Raw genomic sequence first — 24,992 nt, 5'->3', positions numbered from 1 at the left:
TCGATAGGCACATTATCGGCCTGTACAAAAACAACATCAATGACATACGTACCACCCACTACAGGGTCGCCTATTCCTGTAATTGATACTTTAAGCTACCTGGCACTGGGCGATTCGTATACTATTGGTCAATCGGTAGATGAGCACGATGCTTTCCCTTACAAACTTGCCGGGCAGTTGCCCGGGCATAAAATAACCGGACCAACCATTATAGCCCGAACCGGCTGGACAACCCAACAACTGATATCGGCTATTGATGGCAGCGAAGTCAAGAACAAAACCTACGGCATAGTAACCCTGCTTATCGGCGTGAACGACCAGTATGGCGGCGGCAGTCTGGCCGATTACCGCGTTAAATTTATACAGGTTTTAAATACGGCCATCAAGTTGGCCAAAGGCAATACAAACCATGTTTTTGTACTATCCATACCTGATTATGGGGTAACACCCTTTGCGCATGGCGATGACGCACGTATTGGTAAAGAGATAGACCAGTTTAATGATATCAATCGCCAGGAAAGCGCCAACGCAAGTGTTAATTACATCGACATTACTCCCATATCCAAACTGGCAGCCAATAATGCATCACTTATAGCCGATGACGGCCTGCACCCATCCGCCAGTATGTACCAGATGTGGGTTGAAAAACTCAAACCAGTTATTTTAAGCACTCTGGAAAAGAAATAAGATCAAACGAAAACCAGGTCGTCATTGCGAGGAGGAACGACGTGGCAATCCCCGATAAGCAGAGCCGCTCTGTAAGTAGGGGATTGCTACGCTCGCAATGACGCGTTTCTTTAAGTCTGTTTGATATTGGAATTTCCTACTCTCCCCTTCAGGGGTTGAGGCTAACACTCCGGCAAACTCAGCGGTATATTAATAGCCAGTCCACCGTCGGATGTTTCCTTGTATTTGGAGTTCATATCCAAGGCAGTTTGCCACATGGTTTTTACCACAGCATCCAAACTTACCTTTGCCTTTTCAGGATTACTTTGCAAGGCCAATTGTGAGGCGGTAATAGCCTTAATGGCTCCCATAGTATTGCGTTCGATACAAGGGATCTGTACCAGCCCGCCTATCGGATCACAGGTTAAGCCCAGGTGATGCTCCATGGCTATTTCTGCGGCCATGAGTACTTGTCTTTGTGTACCGCCCATGCATTCGGTAAGCGCAGCGGCGGCCATGGCTGAGGATACACCAATTTCGGCCTGGCAGCCACCCATTGCTGCCGATATGGTAGCGCCTTTTTTAAATATACTGCCAATTTCTGAAGCAGTGAGTAAAAACTGCATGATACGCTGATCGGTATTACCCTCGCAAAAAACAATATAATATTGTAGTACCGCGGGTATAACTCCAGCCGCGCCATTGGTAGGCGCAGTAACCACCCTGCCGAACGAGGCGTTCTCCTCATTTACAGCCAGGGCAAAACAGCTTACCCAATCCAGTATATTTTTAAAACTATCACCGGTTTTACGGATGGCTATAACCCATTCGTCGTAATTGGTGTAGGTATTATTGCCTATTAATTTGCTGTTGAGTTTAAAAGCGCGACGGGCTACATTTAAACCGCCCGGTAATTGCCCGGTGGTATGACAGCCACGATATATACATTCTTTTAACGCTTTGAAAATATTAAGTACACCGCTTCGCGTTTCCTGTTCGCTGCGCCAGGCCAGTTCATTCTCCATCACCACCTCCGAAATCTTCAATCCGGTTTTGATGCACCAATGCAGCAGGTCGGCAGCGGTATCTATCGGGAAAGGCAGATCAACCTCCTGTTTACTTTGGTTCGAACCGCCTTCTTTTACCACAAAGCCACCACCTATGGAATAATACGTTTCTGAAACAGCCCTCCCATTACTCAAAAATGCCTGAAATGTTACCGCGTTGGGATGAAAAGGCAAACTCTCGTTAAACAAAAAAAGCAAATCATCAACCACCGAAAAAGTGATCTCCTGTGTACCTGCAAGCGTTAGTTTACGCGTACAGGTTATCGTTGCTATTTTAGGGGTTATCTGGTCAACCTCAAAAGTTACGGGGTCATCACCACTTAAACCCAGCAATATGGCAATATCGGTACCATGGCCCCGACCGGTTTTGGCCAGTGAACCATACAGTAGTATTTTCACTTGTTCAACCAATGGCAAAACACCCTGTTGTTCAAGTCCCTGCGCAAATTGCTGCGCTGCCCGCCAGGGGCCCAAAGTATGTGAACTGGAAGGCCCTATGCCTATCTTGAACATATCAAAAACCGAAATTTGTTCTCTCTGCATCAGGTCAAAATTATAAATAAAATATCACTCCTGCTTTGTAATAAAAAAGTGATGTGTTTAATTTTTATTTAAATATTTTATAATTTGCGATAATCAAAAAACACTCAAACAATCACTTAAACCAAAATCAAAATGCAAGATTATGATCCTTCATCAGCAGCCTCGTCCGGAATATTCATTGCAATATTCATGGCTTGTATTATCCCAATGTTAATTATTGGAGTTATCTCCGTCATTGGTCTCTGGAAAGTATTTGAAAAAGCTGGTAAACCTGGATGGGCGTCTATAATCCCTATCTATAGCACCATTGTGCTTTTAGAAATTATTGGCAAACCTATATGGTGGATATTTCTACTGGCAATTCCATGTACAGGTATTGTTTTTATCCCCTGGGCAATTAATCTTTTAAGCAAAAGTTTCGGACAGGGAGTTGGGTTTACGCTTGGGATTATGTTTCTATCATTTATATTTTTACCTCTGTTAGGTTTTGGCAACTTCCAATATTTAGGTCCAGCCGGTGCCGGGTTTGTGGGTGGTGGTAAACCATTTGATCCATCAACCAACTATCAGGATCCATTTAGCAATACTCCGCCTCCGCCGCAGGTGTAATGTTGTTCAATAATATCCAATTACAAGTATTTTGCAGCCAGGCGGGTTTTATCCACTGGCTGCAAAATCATTTACTCCCCTGCCCTTTCAAATACTTAACCGGGATCGACTGCCCGGGCTGCGGTTTTCAACGCGCGGTTGTAGCCCTTCTGCAGGGCGATCTTCAAAAAAGTTTTGCGCTGTACCCACCTGCTATTCCACTCCTGCTATTTTTTGCCTATGGCTTTGCCGACAGCTATTTTAAGCTGGACACACCCAAATCAACCATCAAGAAAACCTTGTTCATGATAGTGGGTAGTATTGTACTGGTGAACTACGGTATTAAAATGTGGGGATTATATGGCCATTATAAAACGTCGGCCTGGGCTATAATGTGGCTGTAATCTTTAATAATAGTTTGTAAAAACAACATATTGTTCATTTCGGCCGGTGGTGTTACATTCAGCAGATCTTTGATACGCTGGGCCATATTATACACCAGCATGCTGTTACCACTTTTAATGTAATTGTTGATCACTTCGTTTATCAATTCCACATCCTGCTCGCTTAACCGGGCAGCTTCCGGAAATGCAGGCTGATAATTATCCTCTGCCGGTTTAAAGGCGATATTTTGCATTTTGGTACGCGGAGCTGTTCTGATCAGCGTGGTACCGGCCACCATGTCACCAACACGTTGTGATTTATCTGACACCGCTACACAGATCAATCCGCATAAATTTAAAGTACCGGGGAAAAAGTCAATGATCCTGAATAACCAGCGTAACAGGTATTGCCCTAAACGCGGCCTGGCCCCATCCAAACTTATTACCTTTATTTTCATGATCTTTTTACCAACGCTTTGCCCGTTCATGGCCAGTTCACATATCAGGTCATAAAAAACAAATAATACAGCGTAAATAATAAACACTATACCAATCCCAATGCCACTGCTTCCTCTTCCCATCCCTCCAACCGAACCAATAGCTATAAGTGTTGATATGATGATAACTCCAAACATGGCCAAATCAATAATATAGGCTACAATCCGTTCGCCCAAACCGGCTACCTCGTAATCAATATCTATATTTTGTGTGGTGGTTATCCTTATGGTTTGCATATGATTCAAATATAAAATGTAAATCTGTCTTTTTTAGTTGTTACATAGCTCTTTTATAATTATTTTTAATTAGTAAATTGCTACACGGCAATTCAGGCGGGAATCAACAAATACCCGACGAACTTGACTAAAAACCTAACCTTAATCCCTTATGGCAAACCTCAATCAACCCGCAATTAATTATCTTGTGGTTATCCTACACGGCTATACCTGCAAAGTGAGTTCTTATGATTTCATCCGAAAAAGAGTGGAAAATGCATATCCTGGTGCTAAAATAATTGTACCGGCACTCGGGCTACAGGTATTTTCTAACAAAAATCCAAACTATATTGTTAAAAACATTGTAGAACGGATCGACAAAGAATGGGAAACAGGGCTATTTGAACACATCATTTTAATTGGACATAGCTGTGGAGCAGTGCTTGCCCGAAAAGCTTATGTATACGCGTGCGGCGAAAATGAAGACGCCCCATTTGAATTACCCGGCTTTAAAAAGCCGCGACCCTGGGCCTCTAAAATTGAGCGGATTATTTTAATGGCAGGGATGAACAGAGGGTGGTCGGTAAACCCGCATCTGTCATTTTTTATTGCGCTGGCGTGGGAGTTCGGAATATTGATTGGTACGATGCTTTCGGTCATTAATTATAAAGTATTTATTACACGGCTTAAAAAAGGTGCGCCTTTCATAACCCAACTAAGAATCCAGTGGCTGTCCATGCTGGATAAAGCTCCTATAAAAGCCGTTGGGGATTCGATCATTGTCCAGCTTCTGGGTACAATCGATGACTTGGTTTCGCCTGATGACAATATTGATTTGTTTACCGGGGGCAATTTCTTTTACCTGGAGGTTCCGATGTCCGGACACCGGAATGTACTGGATATGGACAGCTCGGAAGCAGGAGAGGAAAGAGCCCGGGTTTTTAACATTGCTCTTAGCAATAACCAAAAAGAATTAATGAATCTTCAGGCTCATTCATTTGAGCCAACGGCAACGAAACAACGGCCTGAGGTTACCGATGTCATTTTTGTGATCCATGGTATTAGAGACGCTGGTTATTGGACCAAAAAAATTGCCCGGAGAGTGCAAGAGATGGGCAAATTAAATAACCGGGTTTTTGAACCGGAAACTTCCAGTTACGGTTATTTTCCGATGCTACCGTTTTTACTTTATCCCACAAGGAGGGCAAAAGTAGAATGGCTGATGGACCGATACACTGAAAACCTGGCCAAGTACCCAAATGCAGACTTTTCTTTCATAGGGCACAGTAATGGAACCTACCTCCTGGCAAAGGCATTGGAAGACTATCCAGCCTGCAGGTTCAAGAACGTTGTGCTTGCAGGTAGCGTGGTTAGAAAGAGTTATGACTGGAGCTCCATGATCGCTGAAAACAGGATACAAGGGATTGTCAATCTGGTAGCCTCCGCAGACTGGGTGGTCGCCATCTTTCCCAAAGCATTCCAAACGCTTCATATTCAAGATCTGGGGAGCGGGGGCCATGATGGTTTTACCACGCTTTGTGCTCCCGGCGCGCAAGTAACATATTTAAAGGGGAGCCACAATGCCGGGATCAAAGAACGGCTGTGGGATGCCATCTCAGACATTATCGTTCATGGATCAACCACAACACAATCAATTAAAAATGAAACTAATAAACAAAACCAGATAATACGGATTCTTGGCATTGTGGCTCCGCTTGTCATTATTGGTATCGTAGCTGCGCTCATTGCGATCGGCTATTTTTTTATATGGAGCCCCCTGTTTCCTAATCCGGTTATTCAAGTACTTTCTATCCTGCTATACATTTTTATTCTTTGGAAAATCATAACCAAAATATAAAGTATACAGCAGGATTAGAAAATATGCGAATTTCTTTTATTGCTCCACATCGGCAAGTAGTTCGGCAATTACTAAGCGCATAATCAGATAGCCACTGGCAAAACCCCAGGTTAGGAAGTAGATAATAATTCCTCCGGAAAGGATGATGGCGGGATCTGCCGACTGTAGTGTTTTTGGGTGAAGGCTAATCCCCTGGCCCATGCGGGTTGCAATTTTCATGATGTAAGGCGGAATTTCTTTCAGTTGAACGAGACCTGCGCCAATGATGACTTTGGTGAGCCAGTCGGATATCTGCGTCAGGTTGGTGTTTTCCTGAATCATTTTTTGTGAAAAGTTTTTTACAGGGGAAGTTCCGGGAGCAGCGGTCACCAGCGAAATGGCTTGGGCTTGAGCCTCAGGTAGGTTTTCGGGAGAAATCGACACAACAGGCGCGGGGGCCATAATGGAGGCAGCGGCGGATGGTTGTGAAGCGGAAACAATCTTTGGAACACCAAAAATAAATCCGCCTAAGGCTCCCAGCACAAAATAAGCACCGGCCCAAATCAGCGCGGAGCCAATATTGATTTTTTCATCACACCCATTAAAAATGACGATAAAAATGAACCCTAAAACAACCCCTGAGATTACCCAAAAGGTAGTCCAGAAATAGGTCTGGAATTTAAAATTCTTGAACATGTGATTGATGGTTTAAAGGTTTATAATAATAAATGTATAATTATTTTTGCACTTAAGGGTGGATCCAACCAGGATATATTAAAATATAAAATGTAAATCTGTCTTTTTTAGTTGTTATATAGCTCTTTTGTAATTATTTTAACCAAATAATTATTTACACGGCAATTCATGCGGGAACCTCTTTTTGTAAAGCAAAACGCTCAGAAATGGACCAGCTTTGAGCAGGAACCAACCAATGATCCTGACGAGCTTGCCGACCGGTTTATCCAGATAACGGACGATCTGGCTTATGCCAAAACATTTTATCCCAAATCAAAAACTACCGCGTATCTGAACGGGCTTGCCGCTGGTTTGCATCAATCCATTTACAAAAACAAAAGCGAAAAAAGTAACCGCTTCCTCACCTTCTGGAAGTATGAACTACCCCTGTTGTTCAAAACCTACCAAAAGCAATTGCTTTATGCTTTTCTTTTCTTTATGGTTTTTTGTTTGATAGGGGCGCTATCAGCTAAATACGATGAAAATTTTGTACGCCTGATCATGGGCGACCAATATGTGGATATGACCAATGCCAACATCATGAAAGGCGACCCTTTTGGTGTGTACAAAAATGGCAGCGAGACTTTGATGTTTTTGGGCATAGCCGCTAATAACATTTATGTATCGCTGGTAACCTTTGTAAGCGGCATTATCTTTACAGTTGGTTCGGTTTATTTCCTTTTCCGTAACGGTATCATGCTGGGCTCATTCCAGTATTATTTTTTCAGTAAAGGTTTGGGGGTAAAATCCATCCTGGTGATCTGGATACACGGCACGCTGGAAATTTCAGCTATCATTATAGCGGGCGCTGCCGGCATTATTCTGGGAAACAGCCTGTTGTTTCCCAAAACTTATAAACGCATGGTATCATTAAAAAGAGGAGCTAAAGATGGCATGAAAGTGGCCATTGGTATTATCCCTATATTAATTGTCGCGGCGTTTTTTGAAGGCTTTGTAACCCGGCACACCGAAATGCCGGTATGGCTTAGCGTTACTATATTAGCATCATCATTATTGTTCATTATATGGTATGTGATCATATATCCAAATAAAATTTATAAAGCAACCCAAACCCATCATGCAACCTAAAGTTGAGTTAGCCAAGATCCGTGATTTTGGCGAAATTATAAGCGACACCTTTTTATTTGTAAGGCAGAATATTAAACCGCTGCTTAAATACTTTTTTACCTTTTGCGGCATCTTCATTGCAGGTGGTCTTGTCAGTGCTGCCCTTTTCCAGTTAAAATGGACCGGCACCATGAACAGCATACGCGGAGGTTCCTTTAATACCAATGAATACCGGCCATCGCCATTCAGCTTTTTTGGGCCCGAATATTTTTTGCTGATCATTTTTGGGATGCTGAGCTTTATTGCCTTAACGGTTACTTTTTTGAGCTATATAGCACTTTATAAAGAGAAAGACAAACAGGTACCTACAACCGAGGAGATGTGGGGTTATATTAAATATTACTTCCTGCGGGTATTAGGCAGCTCTTTACTGCTTTATTTATTGCTTTTTATCGCTACGCTACTTTGCGGGATACCGGGGATCTACCTGTCCCCCATTTTCGCCTTGATATTTCCGATCATGGTGATGGAGAATGCCAGCTTTGGCTATGCCTTTAACCGCAGCTTTTTCCTGATCAAAGATAACTGGTGGATGACATTTGGTTCGCTGGTAGTGATATGGATAATTTTTTATGTGGCTATCATGGTAGTTTCCATACCTACAAGTATCATTAATATGGTAAGCCTCATAGCTGTTCCGCAAAAAGGGGGTGGGGCATTATCAGTTCCTGCAGCCATTATTGGCGCGGTTTTGCAACAGCTTTGCCAGGTATTTGCCGTTTTACCGGTAACGGCGCTAGCACTTTGCTATTTTAATTTAACCGAAAGCAAGGATGGAACCAGCTTAATGGATAAGATAAACAAACTGGGCACCAACACGCCTAATACAGATTTACCGGCCGAGGAATATTGATCATGCTGCGTTTGTTGTGTACCATCATTTTTGCACTTTTTGTTCATGCGGGCAATGCATCTGCTCCGTTTGTTAAGCCTGTTAAAGCCCCTTTAACGCTTAAGATGGATACCGCATCCGTAAATGTGCGTCATTTGGATACCGCTGCTATTACCGCTCACAGTAAACAGCCCGAATTTCAATACCGGGATGATATCGATACAACACCTTCGTGGTGGGATCGTTTCTGGCGTTGGTTCTGGAATTTGTTTAAGCCTATTAAATTTGGCAAACATGATATGAGCCCCTTCCTAAGGGCCCTGTTGTACTTTTTGCAATACCTTTTGCTGGCAGCAGGTTTAGCAGCTGTGGTGTTCCTGGTGCTTAAACTCATGGGGATTGATATGCTCGGTATTTTCCGGCGCAAGTCAATGTCGGCCAATTTGCCTTTTACCGAATCATTGGAGAATATTCATGATATCAACTTTGACGACGAAATTGAAAGGGCCGTTTCCCAGCATAATTATCGCCTGGCCGTAAGGATGCTTTATTTAAAATGCTTAAAACAACTTAGTGATGCCAATTTGATCAAATGGCAAATTGATAAAACAAACAGCACCTACATTGATGAACTGACCAATGCCGATCAGCGCCGGCTTTTCAGATCGTTAACCTTACAGTTTGAATATGTTTGGTATGGCGAATTTGCCATCGATGGGCAAACTTTCAAAAACATCAATACCGTATTCCAGGATTTTAACAAAGGCATAGCATGAAAGATTTTAAGATCTATATCACTATAGCCAGCCTGGCATTGATAGGTTACGTGGTGGCGCAGTATAACAAACCAAAACCAGTTAACTGGCAATCAACCCTTTATCATAAAGATAAGATCCCCTTTGGTACTTATTTGTTGTATGACAGACTAAAAGATATCTATCCCGATGCGGAGTTAACCAAAACCAATAAATCGGCGTACAATGTTTTTCATGGCGACAGTTTGCAGCACGGAAACTATATCATCATCGCTAAAAGCATCACCTTCAATAAATTTGATTTTGAGGCGATGGTCAAATACATCAAAGCCGGCAACTCGGTGTTCATGTCGACTTTTGAGTGGCGGGGCTTTATTGCCGACACCTTAAAAATAGAGACCCGGGCAGAGAATGCCTCCAAAAATGTATCCATCAACTTTACCAATCCACAGTTAAAGGCCCCCAACAATTATGTATTTAAGCGCGACATTGCCAATCTGTACTTTTCGGGGCTCGATACCGCTAAAGCTACTGTGATAGGTAAAAACTATGCGGATCATTGCACCTTTTTAAGCTATAAATTTGGCAAAGGCACGCTTTACCTGTGTGCCACACCCGATGTTTTTACCAATTACAGCCTGTTAACTCCGCAGGGAGCCGATTACGTGGCTAAGGCCCTGTCGTATCTTCCCAAAGCCCAATACATTTACTGGGATCAATATCAGAACGGCGATATCCCCGAAGATATATCACCATTGCGTGTGTTCTTCGGCAACCCTGCATTGCAATGGGCTTATTACCTAAGCCTGGGCAGCATGCTGATATTTATTTTTTACGAAATGAAGCGCCGCCAGCGTGTAATCCCGGTAATTGAACCTTTACCAAATTCGACACTTGATTTTGTGACCGTTGTGGGCCAGGTGTATTATGAAAAACGCAATAATGCCAACATCGCCCATAAAAAGGTCATTTACCTGTTAGATCATATCAGGGAGCGTTACCGCTTAAAAACAAGCAAGCTCGATCAGGAATTTATCAATACCCTGTCGCAAAAAACTGGTATCGATGTTGGTTTTGCCAGCTCGCTGATCAGCGCGGTAAATTACATCAGCGTTCAGCAGCAGGTAACCGATAGGGAATTGATTGAATTGAATAAATTGATAGAAAAATTTTACAGCCAAACCGGATATAATGGAAAATGAGAATTTTGAAAACAGAACCGATCTGAGCAAACTCAGTACCGCGGTTAGTCAAATTAAATATACACTTGCCCAGATCATTGTAGGGCAGCAGGACTCTATAGATCTGCTGATAGCAGGCATCCTGGCCGACGGCCACATACTGATAGAAGGTGTACCCGGTGTGGCCAAAACGCTTACCGCCAAACTGATCGCCAAAGCTATTGATGCCCGCTACTCGCGCATACAGTTTACACCAGATCTGATGCCTTCGGATATATTAGGCACCTCGGTGTTTAACCCCAAAAGCACGGAGTTTGAGTTTAAACAAGGTCCGGTTTTTGGCAACATCATCCTGATAGATGAAATTAACCGTGCCCCGGCCAAAACCCAATCGGCTTTGTTTGAGGTGATGGAAGAGCGCCAGGTGACTATCGACGGGCATACGTACAAAATGCAGGAACCCTTCACGGTGCTGGCCACACAAAATCCGGTAGAACAGGAAGGCACCTATCGTTTACCCGAGGCGCAGTTAGACAGGTTTCTGTTTAAAATAGAGATCAAATATCCAACGCTGGAAGAAGAGATAGCCATCATCACCCGTCAGCATCAGCAAAAAACTACCGACCAGCTCACCCATATACAGCCGGTTTTATCGGCAGGAGATATTATTGCCCTTCGCCAGCAGGTCAGGTCCTTCCATGTAGAGGCCAAACTGCTGGAGTTTACGGCTAAGATCATTCACGAAACCCGTAATCATAAATCATTGTTCCTGGGTGGTTCGCCGCGCGCGTCGCTGGCCATGATCAATGCCGCTAAAGCCATTGCTGCGATTAAGGGTCGCGATTTTATTACGCCTGATGATATTATCTACGTAGCTGCTCCGGTGTTAAGGCACCGTATTATGCTTACGCCAGATAAAGAAATGGAAGGTGTAAGTCCGGATGATGTGGTAGCACAGATCATACAAAAAATTGAAGTACCAAGGTAAAAGGAGAATCAAGAAGTGAGAGTCAAGAATCAAGATAACCCAAATCTCCAATGCGTCATTGCGAGCGATAGCGTGGCAATCCCCTATTTACAGAGCGGCTCTGTAAATAGGGGATTGCTTCGTGCCTCGCAATGACCTGTTGGAGAGGATAGTTAAATCCCCAGTGAAAAAAATAATCAGCCTCTTTTATAGAAACCTGTTTTTAACAAACCGCCTGTTTGCAGCTTTAACCTGCAGTGTGGTGTTGTTTTTATTGTCGTTCTTTTTTCCATGGCTGGGTCTTATCCCTACACTGGCATTTTGGGTGCTGATCATATTATTTTTGATGGATGTGCTGTTACTGTACCGCACATCAAACGGGGTATTTGCCAAACGGCATGCACCCGAGCGGCTGAGCAATAGTGATAATAACGACCTGGGTGTTTATATCGAAAACTGGTATGGCTTTCCCATCAGCGTTGGCATTATTGACGAGATCCCTTTCCAGTTTCAAAAGCGCGACATCTGGTTTAAAACCAATCTGAAACCGCGCGAAAAAAAACTCATCAACTATGTATTGCGGCCAACCCGCCGTGGCGAGTATGAATTTGGCGATATCCGGGTATACGTTAAATCGCCTTTAGGCTTTATCAGGCGGCGATATAATTTTGAGCAGGCCGAAACCTTACCAGTATACCCGTCCTTCCTACAGATGCGCAAATACGAGCTGATGGCCATATCTAACTGGTTAACAGACATCGGTATCAAAAAAATTCGTCGTATTGGGCACAGTATGGAGTTTGAGCAGGTAAAAAACTATGTTCAGGGTGATGATTACCGCACCATTAACTGGAAAGCCACCGCAAGGCAAGGCAACCTGATGGTGAACTCCTATACCGACGAAAAATCGCAGCATGTGTACTGCGTTATTGATAAATCAAGGGCCATGAAAATGCCTTTTGAAGGGCTGAGCTTACTGGATTATGCCATTAACGCCAGCCTGGTGTTATCAAATGTAGCACTGTTAAAAGAGGATAAAGCCGGGCTCATCACCGTATCAGAAAAACTGGGAGCTGTAATCCCAGCCGAAAGGCGCCCCGCACACCTCAACAAGATACTGGAAGCATTATATAAAGAGAAAACACGCTACCTGGAAACCAATATGGAGCTGCTGTTTGCCACCGTACGCAGGGTGATTAAACAGCGCAGCCTGGTGGTATTTTTTACTAACTATGAAAGCCTGAACGCCCTGCACAGGCAGCTGCCTTTTTTGAAAAGAATAGCCAAATATCACTTGCTGTTGGTTGTATTCTTCGAAAATACCGAGCTCAAAAAACTGAGTGAACAACCCGCTGCCGATGTTGAAGGCATCTACATTAAAACCATAGCCGAAAAGTTTGCCTACGATAAAAAGCTCATCGTAAAGGAGCTGGCCAAACATGGCATCCAATCCATCCTGAGTGCCCCGCAAAACCTCACCATCAATACCATTAACCGGTATCTGGAAATTAAGGCTAAGCAGAAAATTTAGAGGGAGAAGAGAATCAAGAAGTAAGAGTCAAGAATCAAGACATAAGGCTGTCATGCTGAGCCTGTCGAAGCATGGTGGGCAGGCCTCTACGCACGATCCTTCGACAAGCTCAGGATGACAGGCCATTTTAAAATTTCAACACGTCATTGCGAGGTACGAAGCAATCTCTATGCTATACAGAGCGGACTTTTCTGATCGACCTGCTTGTGTAGAGATTGCTTCGTACCTCGCAATGACGCGGTGGAGATGTAGGCGATAATCAAGCATCTTGATTCTTGATTCTAATCTCTTGCCTCTGTAAACTATCCTGCTTTCGGGAAAGTAACGCCTGCAGCGCCCAGGTCTTTGATGATCTTTTCCTGCAGGGTCCATTTGGCAGTTAAAAAATTGCCTGGCTGAACCCACACATTGATCACATACCTGATGGAATCGATCTCCAGGCTGTTGATGCCTACTTTTGAAACCGGTGTTTTGAGTAAGTTGGGCGTAGTACTTATTGCGTTCTCGATGATTCCCCTTACTTTTTCAACATCGTTGGCATAGCCTACTTTTACTTCAAAGTCAAGGCGGCGTTTGCCTTCGCGGGTTACGTTGATAATAACCTCGTTAAACAGCTTACCATTAGGGATAATAACCGTTTTGTTATCGGCAGTGAGTAAAACCGTGTAGAACATCTGTATAGAGGTTACCACGCCATCCTGTCCTTGCGCTATTATACTATCATTAAGCTCAAATGGTTTTAGTAACAGTATCAGTACACCACCCGCAAAGTTTTGAAATGTTCCGGACAACGCCAAACCGGCGGCCACACTGAAGGCGCCGATAATGGTGGTGAAAATGGTCATTTCCCAACCAATAATATTCATTACCCAAATTACCAGCAGCACATAAAGCGCGGTAATAGTAAGGCTCAGAAAAAAGGGTTGTAATGAGGAGTGGATCCCTCTCCTGATCATCCGGTTGCGCATCCGTGTGCGGATAAGCTTGATAACCCAAAGACCAATAAAAAATATGATGATCCCGCCTACATAATTTGGCCCGCGGGTAATAAGCCAATGATGAAACTCCTGATAAAATTCTTCTACTTTCATAATCTGAAAGCAAAGGTAAAAATTAATTATTTACCGTAAATAGTAACAAACAGCTCAGGGCCTTTGATCAGCACCCAATCTACTATGGTACTGCGCACTAATTTTGTTGTTTGAACTATTTTTTTCATGATTACTTTGTGATACACAAATCCTATGCCCGGGAGCAGACGTTTCAGATTTGTTACGCAAAAATACGGAAGTAGGATCAAGTAAATGTTAAAAATTAATCAAATGATTAACTCGTGACCATCCGTTTACTTTTTTATGACCGTAAAGGGTGTAAAAAACAAAACGCCTGTATGCAAAAGCATACAGGCGTTTTATTATTAAAAGCTTTAGGCTTTGAGCCTTAAGCTTAGGGCTTTATTACATCATGCCGCCCATGCCGCCGCCACCCATTGGTGGGCCAGCTGGAGCATCTTCAGGATCATCAGCCAATACAACTTCTGTTGTTAACAACATAGCTGCAATTGAAGCTGCATTCTCTAAAGCTACACGACCTACTTTAGTTGGGTCGATAACACCTGCAGCAATCAGGTTTTCATATTTGTCGGTACGTGCGTTGTAACCAAAATCGCCAGTGCCTTCTTTAACTTTTTGTACAACGATAGAACCTTCGATACCAGCGTTTTCGCAGATCTGACGTAAAGGCTCTTCGATAGCACGACGGATGATCTGGATACCAGTGTTCTCATCTTCGTTCTCGCCTTTAAGATCAGCTAAAGCAGCTACCGCGCGGATGAAGGCAACGCCACCACCTGCAACAATACCTTCTTCAACAGCCGCACGGGTTGCGTGTAAAGCATCGTCAACACGGTCTTTTTTCTCTTTCATTTCTACTTCTGTAGCAGCACCTACGTACAATACAGCAACACCACCAGATAATTTGGCTAAACGTTCCTGTAATTTTTCGCGGTCATAATCAGATGTAGTTGATTCGATCTGAGATTTGATCTGGCTTACACGGCCTTTGATCTCTTCAGCAGAACCAGCACCGTTGATGATAGTAGTATTATCTTTGTCGATAACAATTTTCTCAGCAGTACCTAAGTAAGTAAGGTCGGCGTTTTCTAATTTGTAACCTCTTTCTTCAGAAATCAAAGTACCACCAGTAAGGATAGCGATATCCTCTAACATAGCTTTACGACGATCGCCAAAGCCTGGAGCTTTAACAGCAGCCACTTTCAGTGAGCCACGGATCTTATTAACTACCAAAGTAGCTAAAGCTTCGCCATCAAGATCTTCAGCGATGATCAATAATGGTTTGCCAGTTTGTACTTGTTTCTCCAGGATAGGAAGTAATTCTTTCATCGAAGAGATCTTTTTATCATAGATCAGGATGTAAGGATTTTCCAATTCAACTTCCATTTTGTCGGCATTGGTAACAAAGTAAGGAGAAAGGTAACCACGGTCAAACTGCATACCTTCTACAGTTCTAACTTCGGTTTCAGTACCTTTAGCTTCTTCAACAGTAATTACACCGTCTTTACCAACTTTAGCCATAGCTTCAGCGATCAATGAACCGATAACCTCGTCATTGTTAGCAGAGATAGAAGCTACTTGTTTAATTTTGTTATTGTCTTCGCCTACAGTTTGTGATTGAGCTTTTAAGTTCTCTACAACAACTATTACAGCTTTGTCGATACCACGTTTCAGATCCATTGGGTTAGCGCCGGCTGCAACGTTTTTAATACCTGCAGTAACGATAGCCTGAGCTAAAACGGTAGCAGTAGTAGTACCATCACCAGCAATATCAGCAGTTTTTGAAGCTACTTCTTTTACCATTTGGGCACCCATGTTTTCTAAAGCATCTTTCAGTTCGATCTCTTTAGCTACAGTTACACCATCTTTAGTGATAGCTGGTGAACCGAATTTTTTATCAATAATTACGTTACGACCTTTAGGACCTAATGTTACTTTAACTGCATTAGCTAAAATATCAACACCGCGTTTCAGGGCGTCGCGTGCTTCAACATTGTATTTAACTTGTTTTGCCATGTTTGTTTTAAGATTTGAGATCTGAGATTTGAGATGTGAGAGAACTCCATTTCAAATTTCAAATCGTTTTAATTTTTTAAGTTTGTGATATAAGTACTTGAGCATAATCTGTCTCAAATCTCATATCTAATATCTCACATCTGTTATAGAACCGCGTAAATATCAGATTCGCGCATGATCAGATACTCTTTACCTTCATAAGTAATTTCGGTACCTGCGTATTTTCCATATAAAACCTGGTCACCAACTTTTACGGTTAAAGGCTCATCTACTTTACCATCGCCTACTGCAACGATAGTTCCACGCTGAGGTTTTTCTTTAGCGGTATCCGGGATAATAATTCCCGAAGCGGTCTTCTCTTCGGCAGCTGCAGCTTCCACCACAACTCTGTCGCCGATTGGTTTAATGTTTAATGACATAGTTATCTCTGTTTATTTTATTTAAGTTTTCGAGTCCAATTCCTCATCAATTATGCCAACCAAACACAATGGTCAATATTGACAGGTTAAACTGTTGTAATGTCAGCTAAAGGTTATTTTATTTTTGATGCTTAACAAAAATTTAACGCATCAGTGCCATCATGTCAGTACAGTTTAGGTTCACAAAAAAAGGCTTTGGAGGTTCCCAAAGCCTTTTTTATTCTTTTAACCGCTGTGATTATTTAGCTGGTTTTGTTTCTGGTTTAGCAGGTGCAGGTGTTGAAGGTAAGCTCAACGGTGCGCTTGCAGGTGCAGTTGGTTTTGAAGCTTTTTCAAGTTGCTCGCGCGATACAGAGCCACTGCTAGTGGTTGAAGCGCCGCCTTTTACAGCTACGTTAATGGCCAGTGATAAAACCATTACACTAATGGCCAGTACCCAGGTACCTTTTTCTAAAAAATCGCCTGTTTTTTGCACACCCATCAATTGTGATGAGCTGGAGAAATTTGATGATAAACCACCACCTTTAGGGTTTTGGATCAGCACGATAAGGCCTAAAAGGATGCAAATGATAATGGTAATGATAATTAAAACTAAATACATTTCTTTATATTAATTGGTTTTCTTTTCTAACTGTTCAATTTGGGTGGCAAAGTAACGGCTTTTTTCCGGGAATTTCAACATCAATTTTTTATAAGTAGCTATTGCTTTGTGGTAAAGCATTTGGTCGGCATAAATCTGGGCAAGCGTTTCGCTAACCAGGTCGTTCCGGTCCTCTGAGCTCTTTTTGGCTTTGTTCTCATTGTCCAGTTTATCCATAGCGGGTGGCCGTATCTGTGGCTCCTCCTGTATAAAGCGTTCAATGATCACATCTTCTTTCCGTTTTACTTCGGGTCCATCCGGCTGAGGTGTTTTTTCCAACTCCTCTAATGACCGTACATGGAAAATATTCTCAACATATTGCTGCTGCAAAGCATCAGCGCCGGGTTCTTTTACGTTATTGCTCTGCTGTATCCGGGCTGGCTGTGCCGGGGCAGGCTCGGGGCTGGAGTAAGGCTGATAAGTGGCGGCATACTCTTTACGGGTTTTATCCAACCACCACATAAAGGTATAAGGCATCTTCTCGTCATTGTATTTGGATACATCCTGACTTTCGGTATCTGCCGGGATGCTGCCATTTGCATGAGTAGCCACTTCGGATACCAGCGGTGCTTCTTCCTCTTTTTTTACTTCTTCCTGGTGTCTTTGGTCGGCGATGGATTTATCAAACATAAAGTAATCGCTGCCTGCTATGCTGCCTATTACCCAATCTTCAGATATCGCATCCGCTTCGGTCTCGCTTACCTTTATTTTTTCATCGGCAGCAGCGGGTGCCTGGGCCTTTTCATGTTCCTGATCGGCAATATGGATATGCTCAATACCTAATATCTCGTCATAAACCTCGTCTTCAATACCACCTGGAGGGGGTATAATAGCTTTGGCTGGTTCATCAATCCCTCTTATTTCATCGTATATCTCGTCATCAATCTCTCCATGAGGCTGCGAAACAGGAGCTACCGGCTCAGTTGCCATAGCCTCTGTGTGCAGATGATCTTCATCAGCTTCGGCAGGGGTCCTGTTTTTATTTACAAAGTCATCTTCAGGATGAAGTTCCGCTGCAACGGGTTCATGTGTTATCGTATTTTCGAATACCTGCCCGCTGTTAAAATAGTTTTCGCCGGTATGAGTAAAGCTTTCGCTGCTTTGCTGGTTACCGGTATCTGCGGGGTTCCCGGCAATTTGGGCCGGTGATACTACGGCCAGGCTATCAACCTCGTGCGTAAGTTTGTATAAAAGTTGCGGATCAAAATAGGCGGCTGCCTGCTTCAGGTCGTTACCATTGCCGGCACGGGCAAGCATGGCGCGCAGTAAGCCGCTTTGCGGAAATTCATTAACCAACTGCTGCAAATTATAGCTGTGCTGCTGCCCGGTATTAGCCGGATTAGCCAACAATTCCAATAGTATTCCGTTCTGCCTGTTATTCAAGTCTTGCTCCACGTGGTTGAAAGTACGAATTGCCTACCAATTAGAAAAGGCTTTGTTAAAAATATCTTCTGTTATCTTATCAGTTATCGTTTTTATCAGGTTTTGTTCCTGCGCTCCTATATCCCCTTTATAATCCTGATAATTGGTAAATGTTTCTTCAAAGTTAAGCTTTTTATCGGCAGGAGTCTTTGCTGTATTGTAAACAAATTTAACTCTTACAGTAATCGTCAGCCTGTTCGCATCGGCAATAGGGGCCACATTATTGGCCACCGCCTGGATAGAAACCGGCGCTATGGTATAACCCACAATACTGCCAGACAAGGTAGCATCCGCTTCGGCATTACGGGAAATACTTAGCCGACTTTGGTTACGTATCCTGGTTTTTAAGCCTTCGGTAAAATTTTGACTCAGGTTGGCTACTACCAAAGGCGCATTATTTTCAAAAAACTGCACATCAAGGGTCTTCATATCCGCCGGGATAGAAACATTTTTGAGCGTATAGCACGATGACAGGAATAAGCTTAATGAACAAACAGCAATAACCCCAAAAAATCTTTTCATTTAGCTTATAAGTTTAATTCTTTTATTTTACGGTACAGGGTACGTTCTGATATACCCAGTTCATTAGCAGCCAGCTTACGTTTGCCTTTATGTTTCTTTAACGCTTTGCGTATCAGGTCTGATTCTTTTTCGATCAATGATAAAGATTCTTCCACCTCCTCGGCATCATGCGTTATATTATAGGCATCAACGTTATTATTGCTGTTGTTATTTACCGTATTAACGGGTTGTTGCAAAGTAAATTGCGCTTCGGGGTTTCCGGGCAGTTCAATATCACGGTACAGTTGGTTAATGGTTTGTGAATGGTTGCTGTAATTGGCCGCCACTCCCCCATGTTCAATAATATCCGCTACCAGTTTTTTCAGTTCTACCATATCGCGTTTCATATCAAACAGCACTTTATACAGGATATCCCTTTCAGAAAAATCCTCTTTGGGCTGATTATCCAAACGCATAGGCAAATTGCGGTTGCTGGTTTCATGCGGAATATAAGTAAGCAGCGTTTGCGCGGTGATGATACGGTCGCGCTCCAATACAGCCAATTGTTCGGCCATGTTTTTAAGCTGCCTTACGTTACCCGGCCATGAATAATTGATCAACACCTGCTGGGCTTCTTCATCCAATTGAATGGGTGGCGTACGGTATTTGTCGGTAAAGTCCGATGTGAATTTCCTGAAAAGCAGGTACACATCTTCCTTCCGGTCGCGCAGTGGTGGTATGCGCAACGGAACGGTATTTAACCTGTAATAAAGATCCTCACGGAACTTGCCATTCTTTACGGCTTCGTACACATCAACGTTGGTAGCCGCTATAACACGCACATTCGTTTTCTCTACCTTGGATGAACCTACCTTAATATATTGGCCCGATTCCAGCACGCGCAGCAAACGGGCTTGTGTACCCAGGGGCATTTCGGCAATCTCATCCAAAAATATGGTACCGCCGTTCACGGTTTCAAAATAGCCTTTACGTTCGCCAACAGCGCCGGTATAAGCTCCTTTTTCGTGACCAAATAATTCCGAATCAATAGTACCCTCTGGTATAGCGCCGCAGTTCACCGCGATAAACGGCCCATGCTTGCGCGGACTCATCTGGTGTATGATGTGCGAAAACACTTCCTTACCGCTCCCGCTTTCGCCGGTGATCAGTACCGAAATATCTGTAGGCGATACCTGGTTAGCAATATTTATAGCCCGGTTAAGCAATGGCGAATTGCCAATGATACCAAAGCGTTGTTTTATTTCTTGTACTTCCATTTGTTAAAAAGAATCAAGAAATTAGAGTCAAGAATCAAGAGAAGCACCTGCCTTTAGTATGTGTTCTCTGAATGAAAAAATCATTCAGAGAACCTCTGCTACTAATTCCATACACTCTCTTAATTTATTTACTGACCCATAATTTCTTCGTTCACAAATTAATAATTGTGTCTCGAGTTCATAAGACGATGAAATAGATATCGATAAGAACTCTGCAAAATGCTTACTTGTTGTTTTCCCAGAACCCTCTGCTATGTTTGAAGGAATTGAGCATGAACATCTGTTTATTTGATCAATCAAATTATAGCGTTCATTAACAGGTAAGTCCTTACCATAATCAAAAACCAAGTCTGTCAGATCCATTGCTTTTTGCCATACTTTTAAATTCTTAAAATTATGCCGCATACAATTTCCTGTCTTATATCTTGATTCTAACTTCTTGCCTCTAACTCACCACAGTGCCTATCAACGTAGCCGATGTTGTTTTTTCGACCAATACATTTACATATTCGCCGGGTTTGTAGTTGTCACCAACCGGGAATATCACCATGGCGTTTTGATCGCTGCGGCCGCAATAGTCTTTGTCTGATTTTTTGGAGTAGCCTTCTATCAGCACTTTCTCTACCTTACCTATACGAGCCTGCATGCGGTAAAACGAATATTCCTGCTGCTTGGCTACAATTTGAGCCAGGCGCTTTTGCTTTATTTCTTCCGGGATGTCATCAGCATAACGTTTGGCGGCCAAAGTACCGGGACGCTCGCTGTATTTGAACATGTAGGCAAAATCATACTTCACGTAATCCATCATGGTTACGGTATCGTGATGCTCCTCGTCGGTTTCTGAACAAAAACCGGTGATCACATCGGTTGATACCGCGCAATCTGGTATAATACGGCGGATAGCATCGATACGGTTGATGTACCAATCCCTGTCATAGGTGCGGTTCATCATGTCCAGTATACGGCTATTGCCCGATTGTACCGGCAGGTGTATATAGTTGCAAATGTTTTCGTATTTATTGATGGTGTGCAATACATCATCCGTAATATCCTTAGGGTGTGAGGTCGAAAACCGCACCCGCAGATCTGGATTGATCAAAGCCACCAGCTCCAACAGATTAGCAAAGTTAACCCCACCAACCTCCCCAAGGGGGAGGCTTTTAACCTCATCTAAATCAACACCTGCTAATTCAGAACCCTCCCCTTCGGGGAGGGCAGGGAGGGGTTTCCATTTATACGAATCCACATTCTGTCCCAATAAAGTAACCTCACGATAACCTTTGTTAAACAGATCGGTACATTCGGCTATGATCGATTTTGGATCACGGCTGCGTTCACGGCCACGGGTAAAAGGAACCACGCAAAATGAGCACATATTATCGCAGCCACGCATAATGGATACAAAGGCATTGATGCCATTACTGTTTAAACGCACCGGACTAATATCGGCATAAGTTTCCTCGCGCGACAGCAGTACGTTCACCGCTTTCTGGCCGCTATCTACCTGGTCAATCAGTTCGGGCAGGTTGCGGTATGCATCCGGACCAACCACTACGTCAACCAGTTTTTCTTCTTCTAAAAATTTTGATTTCAGGCGTTCGGCCATACAGCCCAGCACACCTACCACCAAGCCGGGGTTTCTTACTTTGGCCACCGTAAACTCTTTTAGGCGGTTACGTACCCTTTGTTCCGCGTTTTCGCGAATGGAACAGGTATTTATAAAAATAACATCGGCAAGGTTATGATCCGAAGTGGTTTCAAAACCCTGCTCTGCTAAAATTGATGCAACTATCTCACTGTCCGAAAAGTTCATGGCACAGCCGTAACTTTCAATATAAAGCTTACGACCATTGTTTTTACCGACTACAGGTTCTAAAACCAGAGCTTCGCCCTGCCTGCTTTCGTCATGTGTTTTATCCGGAATTACCAAATCCATCATGTATTGTAAAAATTAGTCTGCAAAAATACATAAAATTTAAATACCCAAATGACATATTGGCAGTATTTATAGGAAAATTGACTTTTTCTTGTTATGAAGCTAGTGTGTAAGAACACGCTGTACCTACTTCTTCATGTCATTGCGAGGAGGAACGACGAAGCAATCTCCTCACGCGCCTCTACCTGTGATGAGATTATTAATGTGTTAATTTTTTTCAGGTATTAATAAGCTCCCGCTGGTCGGTTGTCCACGCTATGCTCGCAATGACATATTTTTGATTTGCTATCCAATCCCCTCTTTACGCCTGCGGCGTAAAGAGAATAGGTAATCGCTACAATGACCCACGCGAGTCTATTCGTTACCACAGATAATAATCCAATCAATAAACACGTTTTTAGCCCGGGACCATTTGACCTGCCACACGATCCCGAAAACTCCATTTTTTGATGATTTTAATATATGAACCCTGCCTCGACTTAAGCCAAACACGGATTTAAAAAAAAAACACAATTAAGCGTTAAAGCTGTTGCAAATTGGATAACTTATCAGATAAGTTTAATAAATTTAAGGCTGACAGTATACGCAGGCACGCAGAATAAAAAAGGAAAAGCTGCTAAAGCAGGATAAACAAAATAACACACCCTAAGAGAAAGAAAACCGGTAAATGGAGTTTAAGTTTTTAAAGCACAAGTGGCAAAAAATAGTATTTAAGTTTGTGCTGATACCGGTAATCATTATTTTTCTGCTGGCATTGGTTGTTAACCGGTATTGGTCGCCTATTTTGGCCAATAAGGTTCATGACGTAGTACTAACCAGCAGCGACAGCCTGTACAAAGTTGATTTCACCGATGCCGAATTGCATGTGCTGGAAGGAAAGATAACGCTTTACAATATCACCCTAAAACCCGACACCGCGGTTTACAATCAAAAAAAGAAACAGCACCTGGCGCCTAATAACCTGGTGGAGCTGCATGTAAAACGGCTCATTCTGTTGCATGTACATCCGCTTAGCCTGTATTTCAGCCACAAGCTCAATATAGGCCGGATAATATTAAATGAGCCCGAGGTAAATATCAGCTACCAGCTTAACCATACCAAGGATACGGTTTTAAAAGATCACCGAACGGCCTGGCAAAAGATCTCCAAAAGTTTAAAGTCCATCCATATCGGGCAGATATTGCTTAATGATGTAAAGTTTAAATATCACGACTACTCGGGTAATAAAGTGGTTATTTCTGAACTGAAGGAAATGAACCTGACGGCTAACGACCTGCTTATTGATTCGGCTACGCAAACAGACCGCTCGCGCCTGCTTTACTGTAAGGATGTAATAACCGAGCTGAATAATTATACCGGCAAAACAGCCAGCGGCTTGTATACCTATAAGATCAAATACCTTAAGCTTTCTACCCTCAAATCGCAGTTAAATGTAGAGGGGTTGCAACTTTCACCAGCCAAAACAGATGTGTTTTTTAATAAAAGTAACAGCGACCGTTTCGGTATAAATATCGATAGTCTGCAGCTCAACAATTTTGATTTTTTAAGTTATCACAAGTACCGGCGGGTGACGGCCTCAAACCTGGTGCTTAACCGGGGTAGCATAAGGGTGTTCAACAATCCTAATAAAACAAAAGCCAGCACCATTGATAAAGTAAATACTTTTCCCAATGTGATGATACACCAGATTGGTACTGATCTGAATATCGACACCCTGCGTGTACGCCATATCGATGTGGAATATTCTGAGTTTAACCATAAATCAAATAAAACGGGTACAGTTACCTTTAATAATACCAGCGGGCATTTTTATAATATCACCAACAACAAGGCTACGCTGGCCAAAAATAATATCACTAACATTGAGCTTACCACCTATTTCATGAACCGTGGTAAACTGGATGTACAGTTTGCCTTCAACCTAACCGATAAAGACGCTGCCTTTACCTATAAAGGTTCCCTGGGCCCCATGAGTTTGCAAGCGCTAAACCCGGCAGTAATGCCGCTGGCTATGGTGAAAGCCACCGCAGGATCGATCAAAGAATTGAATTTCGACATACAGGCCAACGCCAATATATTTAAGGGTCATGTCGGTTTTTTATACAATGATCTGAAGATAAACATATTCCAGGCCGACACGGCTAATGACCGGTTGAAAAAACGCTCTATGCTGTCGATGTTTGCCAACCTGTTCGTGATCAAACATGACAACCCGGATAAAGCAGGCGAAGCACCCCGCTCGGCCAATGTTATTTTCCTACGACCTAAAGATTCTCCTTTTTTTAAAACTATGTGGAAAGCCCTGCTCGAAGGTATAAAGCCTTGCGTAGGTGTTGATGCCAAAAAGCAACAGGAAACCAAAGCCCGGATTGAGGAGCACCAAAAAAACAAACGCGATCACAAGGCCAGAAAAGAAGCCCGAAAAAAACGCAAAGCCGAAAAAAAGCGCCAGAAGGAATTGAGTAAATAAAGGGAATTGCTGCAAAGATTAGATAATTCGATAGGTCATCCTGAACTTGTTTCAGGATCCCTCAGGACAAGCTCATCGTCATGTTGTACACCTTGCTTATGGGATGACCGAAACAAGTTCGGCATGACGTTGGATTTTATAGATTAATAGAAAAGGCCGGTCATCCTGAACTTGTTTCAGGATCCCACAGGACAGGTTAGCCATTATGTTATACTCCCTTGCTTATGGGATGCCGAAACAAGTTCGGCATGACGTTAGTTATTCCCCCTAAATTTTCGTATCTTTATATTAACAACAGCCCGACTTCCTTTT

At 42.9% G+C, this 24,992-nt stretch carries 23 protein-coding genes; 11 read left to right on the top strand and 12 right to left on the bottom strand.

Going from position 1 to position 24,992, the window contains the following annotated elements; translation table 11 throughout:
• Positions 1 to 39 precede the first annotated feature (39 nt).
• Positions 40 to 687 (top strand): SGNH/GDSL hydrolase family protein, encoded by a 648-nt coding sequence (locus BLR84_RS20065; RefSeq protein ID WP_255366995.1) that lies wholly within the window; start codon positions 40 to 42, stop codon positions 685 to 687.
• Between the two features lie 161 nt (positions 688 to 848).
• On the opposite strand, the gene BLR84_RS20060 is transcribed toward BLR84_RS20065, so the two are convergent.
• The gene (locus BLR84_RS20060; RefSeq protein WP_090471663.1) at positions 849 to 2,276 is read right to left on the bottom strand and encodes an L-serine ammonia-lyase; all 1,428 of its coding nucleotides are present in this window, start codon (positions 2,274 to 2,276) and stop codon (positions 849 to 851) included.
• A gap of 132 nt (positions 2,277 to 2,408) precedes the next feature.
• Here BLR84_RS20060 and BLR84_RS20055 point away from each other — a divergent pair, with 132 nt between their 5' ends.
• Positions 2,409 to 2,885, top strand: a complete 477-nt coding sequence (locus BLR84_RS20055) for a DUF5684 domain-containing protein (RefSeq protein ID WP_090471661.1) — start codon at positions 2,409 to 2,411, stop codon at positions 2,883 to 2,885.
• Complete coding sequence (locus tag BLR84_RS20050) at positions 2,885 to 3,268, top strand: DUF2752 domain-containing protein (RefSeq protein ID WP_090471659.1); 384 nt, start codon at positions 2,885 to 2,887, stop codon at positions 3,266 to 3,268. The genes BLR84_RS20055 and BLR84_RS20050 overlap by 1 nt, the downstream gene beginning before the upstream one ends.
• Here BLR84_RS20050 and BLR84_RS20045 read toward each other — a convergent pair.
• Positions 3,232 to 3,981 carry an RDD family protein gene (locus BLR84_RS20045; protein WP_090471657.1) on the bottom strand — a complete coding sequence of 250 codons (750 nt, stop codon included), beginning with the start codon at positions 3,979 to 3,981 and terminating at the stop codon, positions 3,232 to 3,234. The two genes, BLR84_RS20050 and BLR84_RS20045, sit on opposite strands and share 37 nt — an antisense overlap.
• A gap of 151 nt (positions 3,982 to 4,132) precedes the next feature.
• Between BLR84_RS20045 and BLR84_RS20040 the strand changes: the two genes are divergently transcribed.
• Positions 4,133 to 5,818 carry a lipase family protein gene (locus BLR84_RS20040; RefSeq protein ID WP_090471655.1) on the top strand — a complete coding sequence of 562 codons (1,686 nt, stop codon included), beginning with the start codon at positions 4,133 to 4,135 and terminating at the stop codon, positions 5,816 to 5,818.
• Positions 5,819 to 5,854: 36 nt separating this feature from the next.
• On the opposite strand, the gene BLR84_RS20035 is transcribed toward BLR84_RS20040, so the two are convergent.
• Positions 5,855 to 6,493, bottom strand: a complete 639-nt coding sequence (locus BLR84_RS20035; protein ID WP_090471653.1) for a hypothetical protein — start codon at positions 6,491 to 6,493, stop codon at positions 5,855 to 5,857.
• A gap of 168 nt (positions 6,494 to 6,661) precedes the next feature.
• On the opposite strand from BLR84_RS20035, the gene BLR84_RS20030 reads away from it, so the two are divergent.
• The 6 genes from BLR84_RS20030 to BLR84_RS20005 all read left to right on the top strand — a co-directional run bounded on the left by BLR84_RS20030 (position 6,662) and on the right by BLR84_RS20005 (position 12,926).
• Positions 6,662 to 7,621 carry a stage II sporulation protein M gene (locus BLR84_RS20030; protein ID WP_090471651.1) on the top strand — a complete coding sequence of 320 codons (960 nt, stop codon included), beginning with the start codon at positions 6,662 to 6,664 and terminating at the stop codon, positions 7,619 to 7,621.
• Positions 7,611 to 8,513 (top strand): hypothetical protein, encoded by a 903-nt coding sequence (locus tag BLR84_RS20025; RefSeq protein ID WP_090471650.1) that lies wholly within the window; start codon positions 7,611 to 7,613, stop codon positions 8,511 to 8,513. Before BLR84_RS20030 ends, BLR84_RS20025 begins: the two co-directional genes overlap by 11 nt.
• Before the next feature lie 2 nt (positions 8,514 to 8,515).
• The gene (locus tag BLR84_RS20020; RefSeq protein ID WP_090471648.1) at positions 8,516 to 9,268 is read left to right on the top strand and encodes a DUF4129 domain-containing protein; all 753 of its coding nucleotides are present in this window, start codon (positions 8,516 to 8,518) and stop codon (positions 9,266 to 9,268) included.
• Positions 9,265 to 10,449, top strand: coding sequence for a DUF4350 domain-containing protein (locus BLR84_RS20015; protein ID WP_090471646.1), 1,185 nt, complete (start codon positions 9,265 to 9,267; stop codon positions 10,447 to 10,449). Before BLR84_RS20020 ends, BLR84_RS20015 begins: the two co-directional genes overlap by 4 nt.
• A complete protein-coding gene (locus BLR84_RS20010) occupies positions 10,439 to 11,416 on the top strand; it encodes an AAA family ATPase (RefSeq protein WP_090471644.1) in 978 nt (325 codons plus the stop codon). The genes BLR84_RS20015 and BLR84_RS20010 overlap by 11 nt, the downstream gene beginning before the upstream one ends.
• A gap of 163 nt (positions 11,417 to 11,579) precedes the next feature.
• Positions 11,580 to 12,926, top strand: coding sequence for a DUF58 domain-containing protein (locus BLR84_RS20005; RefSeq protein WP_090471747.1), 1,347 nt, complete (start codon positions 11,580 to 11,582; stop codon positions 12,924 to 12,926).
• A gap of 302 nt (positions 12,927 to 13,228) precedes the next feature.
• Here BLR84_RS20005 and BLR84_RS20000 read toward each other — a convergent pair whose 3' ends face one another.
• From BLR84_RS20000 to BLR84_RS19960, 9 genes are all read right to left on the bottom strand, one after another.
• Complete coding sequence (locus tag BLR84_RS20000) at positions 13,229 to 14,017, bottom strand: mechanosensitive ion channel family protein (protein WP_090471642.1); 789 nt, start codon at positions 14,015 to 14,017, stop codon at positions 13,229 to 13,231.
• 366 nt (positions 14,018 to 14,383) lie between these two features.
• Positions 14,384 to 16,015, bottom strand: a complete 1,632-nt coding sequence (gene groL, locus BLR84_RS19995; RefSeq protein WP_090471640.1) for a chaperonin GroEL — start codon at positions 16,013 to 16,015, stop codon at positions 14,384 to 14,386.
• Between the two features lie 143 nt (positions 16,016 to 16,158).
• Positions 16,159 to 16,434, bottom strand: a complete 276-nt coding sequence (groES, locus tag BLR84_RS19990; protein ID WP_076375713.1) for a co-chaperone GroES — start codon at positions 16,432 to 16,434, stop codon at positions 16,159 to 16,161.
• Positions 16,435 to 16,672: 238 nt separating this feature from the next.
• Positions 16,673 to 17,035, bottom strand: a complete 363-nt coding sequence (gene secG / locus BLR84_RS19985) for a preprotein translocase subunit SecG (protein WP_090471638.1) — start codon at positions 17,033 to 17,035, stop codon at positions 16,673 to 16,675.
• A gap of 9 nt (positions 17,036 to 17,044) precedes the next feature.
• The gene (locus BLR84_RS19980) at positions 17,045 to 18,469 is read right to left on the bottom strand and encodes a hypothetical protein (protein WP_143013955.1); all 1,425 of its coding nucleotides are present in this window, start codon (positions 18,467 to 18,469) and stop codon (positions 17,045 to 17,047) included.
• Between the two features lie 21 nt (positions 18,470 to 18,490).
• Complete coding sequence (lptE, locus tag BLR84_RS19975; protein ID WP_090471634.1) at positions 18,491 to 19,018, bottom strand: LPS assembly lipoprotein LptE; 528 nt, start codon at positions 19,016 to 19,018, stop codon at positions 18,491 to 18,493.
• 5 nt (positions 19,019 to 19,023) lie between these two features.
• Positions 19,024 to 20,274 carry a sigma-54 interaction domain-containing protein gene (locus BLR84_RS19970; RefSeq protein ID WP_090471632.1) on the bottom strand — a complete coding sequence of 417 codons (1,251 nt, stop codon included), beginning with the start codon at positions 20,272 to 20,274 and terminating at the stop codon, positions 19,024 to 19,026.
• Between the two features lie 84 nt (positions 20,275 to 20,358).
• On the bottom strand, positions 20,359 to 20,679 hold the full coding sequence (locus BLR84_RS30605) for a four helix bundle protein (protein WP_090471630.1): 321 nt from the start codon (positions 20,677 to 20,679) through the stop codon (positions 20,359 to 20,361).
• Between the two features lie 40 nt (positions 20,680 to 20,719).
• Positions 20,720 to 22,213: a MiaB/RimO family radical SAM methylthiotransferase gene (locus tag BLR84_RS19960; protein WP_090471629.1), complete on the bottom strand. Its 1,494-nt coding sequence runs from the start codon at positions 22,211 to 22,213 to the stop codon at positions 20,720 to 20,722.
• A gap of 664 nt (positions 22,214 to 22,877) precedes the next feature.
• Here BLR84_RS19960 and BLR84_RS19955 point away from each other — a divergent pair.
• Positions 22,878 to 24,680: an AsmA family protein gene (locus BLR84_RS19955; protein WP_090471627.1), complete on the top strand. Its 1,803-nt coding sequence runs from the start codon at positions 22,878 to 22,880 to the stop codon at positions 24,678 to 24,680.
• The last annotated feature ends 312 nt before the right edge of the window (positions 24,681 to 24,992 follow it).

Source organism: Mucilaginibacter sp. OK268, assembly GCF_900103125.1.
GTDB lineage: Bacteria > Bacteroidota > Bacteroidia > Sphingobacteriales > Sphingobacteriaceae > Mucilaginibacter.
Note: the sequence above shows the minus strand (reverse complement) of the source record. Positions and strands in the feature narration are given on the sequence as shown.

Bases quoted from the DNA above. Each gene is read 5' to 3' on its own strand.
- BLR84_RS20065 (WP_255366995.1), top strand. From the start codon at position 40: ATGACATACGTACCACCCACTACAGGGTCGCCTATTCCTGTAATTGAT.
- BLR84_RS20060 (WP_090471663.1), bottom strand. From the start codon at position 2,276: ATGCAGAGAGAACAAATTTCGGTTTTTGATATGTTCAAGATAGGCATA.
- BLR84_RS20055 (WP_090471661.1), top strand. From the start codon at position 2,409: ATGCAAGATTATGATCCTTCATCAGCAGCCTCGTCCGGAATATTCATT.
- BLR84_RS20050 (WP_090471659.1), top strand. From the start codon at position 2,885: ATGTTGTTCAATAATATCCAATTACAAGTATTTTGCAGCCAGGCGGGT.
- BLR84_RS20045 (WP_090471657.1), bottom strand. From the start codon at position 3,981: ATGCAAACCATAAGGATAACCACCACACAAAATATAGATATTGATTAC.
- BLR84_RS20040 (WP_090471655.1), top strand. From the start codon at position 4,133: ATGGCAAACCTCAATCAACCCGCAATTAATTATCTTGTGGTTATCCTA.
- BLR84_RS20035 (WP_090471653.1), bottom strand. From the start codon at position 6,493: ATGTTCAAGAATTTTAAATTCCAGACCTATTTCTGGACTACCTTTTGG.
- BLR84_RS20030 (WP_090471651.1), top strand. From the start codon at position 6,662: ATGCGGGAACCTCTTTTTGTAAAGCAAAACGCTCAGAAATGGACCAGC.
- BLR84_RS20025 (WP_090471650.1), top strand. From the start codon at position 7,611: ATGCAACCTAAAGTTGAGTTAGCCAAGATCCGTGATTTTGGCGAAATT.
- BLR84_RS20020 (WP_090471648.1), top strand. From the start codon at position 8,516: ATGCTGCGTTTGTTGTGTACCATCATTTTTGCACTTTTTGTTCATGCG.
- BLR84_RS20015 (WP_090471646.1), top strand. From the start codon at position 9,265: ATGAAAGATTTTAAGATCTATATCACTATAGCCAGCCTGGCATTGATA.
- BLR84_RS20010 (WP_090471644.1), top strand. From the start codon at position 10,439: ATGGAAAATGAGAATTTTGAAAACAGAACCGATCTGAGCAAACTCAGT.
- BLR84_RS20000 (WP_090471642.1), bottom strand. From the start codon at position 14,017: ATGAAAGTAGAAGAATTTTATCAGGAGTTTCATCATTGGCTTATTACC.
- groL (WP_090471640.1), bottom strand. From the start codon at position 16,015: ATGGCAAAACAAGTTAAATACAATGTTGAAGCACGCGACGCCCTGAAA.
- groES (WP_076375713.1), bottom strand. From the start codon at position 16,434: ATGTCATTAAACATTAAACCAATCGGCGACAGAGTTGTGGTGGAAGCT.
- secG (WP_090471638.1), bottom strand. From the start codon at position 17,035: ATGTATTTAGTTTTAATTATCATTACCATTATCATTTGCATCCTTTTA.
- lptE (WP_090471634.1), bottom strand. From the start codon at position 19,018: ATGAAAAGATTTTTTGGGGTTATTGCTGTTTGTTCATTAAGCTTATTC.
- BLR84_RS19970 (WP_090471632.1), bottom strand. From the start codon at position 20,274: ATGGAAGTACAAGAAATAAAACAACGCTTTGGTATCATTGGCAATTCG.
- BLR84_RS30605 (WP_090471630.1), bottom strand. From the start codon at position 20,679: ATGCGGCATAATTTTAAGAATTTAAAAGTATGGCAAAAAGCAATGGAT.
- BLR84_RS19960 (WP_090471629.1), bottom strand. From the start codon at position 22,213: ATGATGGATTTGGTAATTCCGGATAAAACACATGACGAAAGCAGGCAG.
- BLR84_RS19955 (WP_090471627.1), top strand. From the start codon at position 22,878: ATGGAGTTTAAGTTTTTAAAGCACAAGTGGCAAAAAATAGTATTTAAG.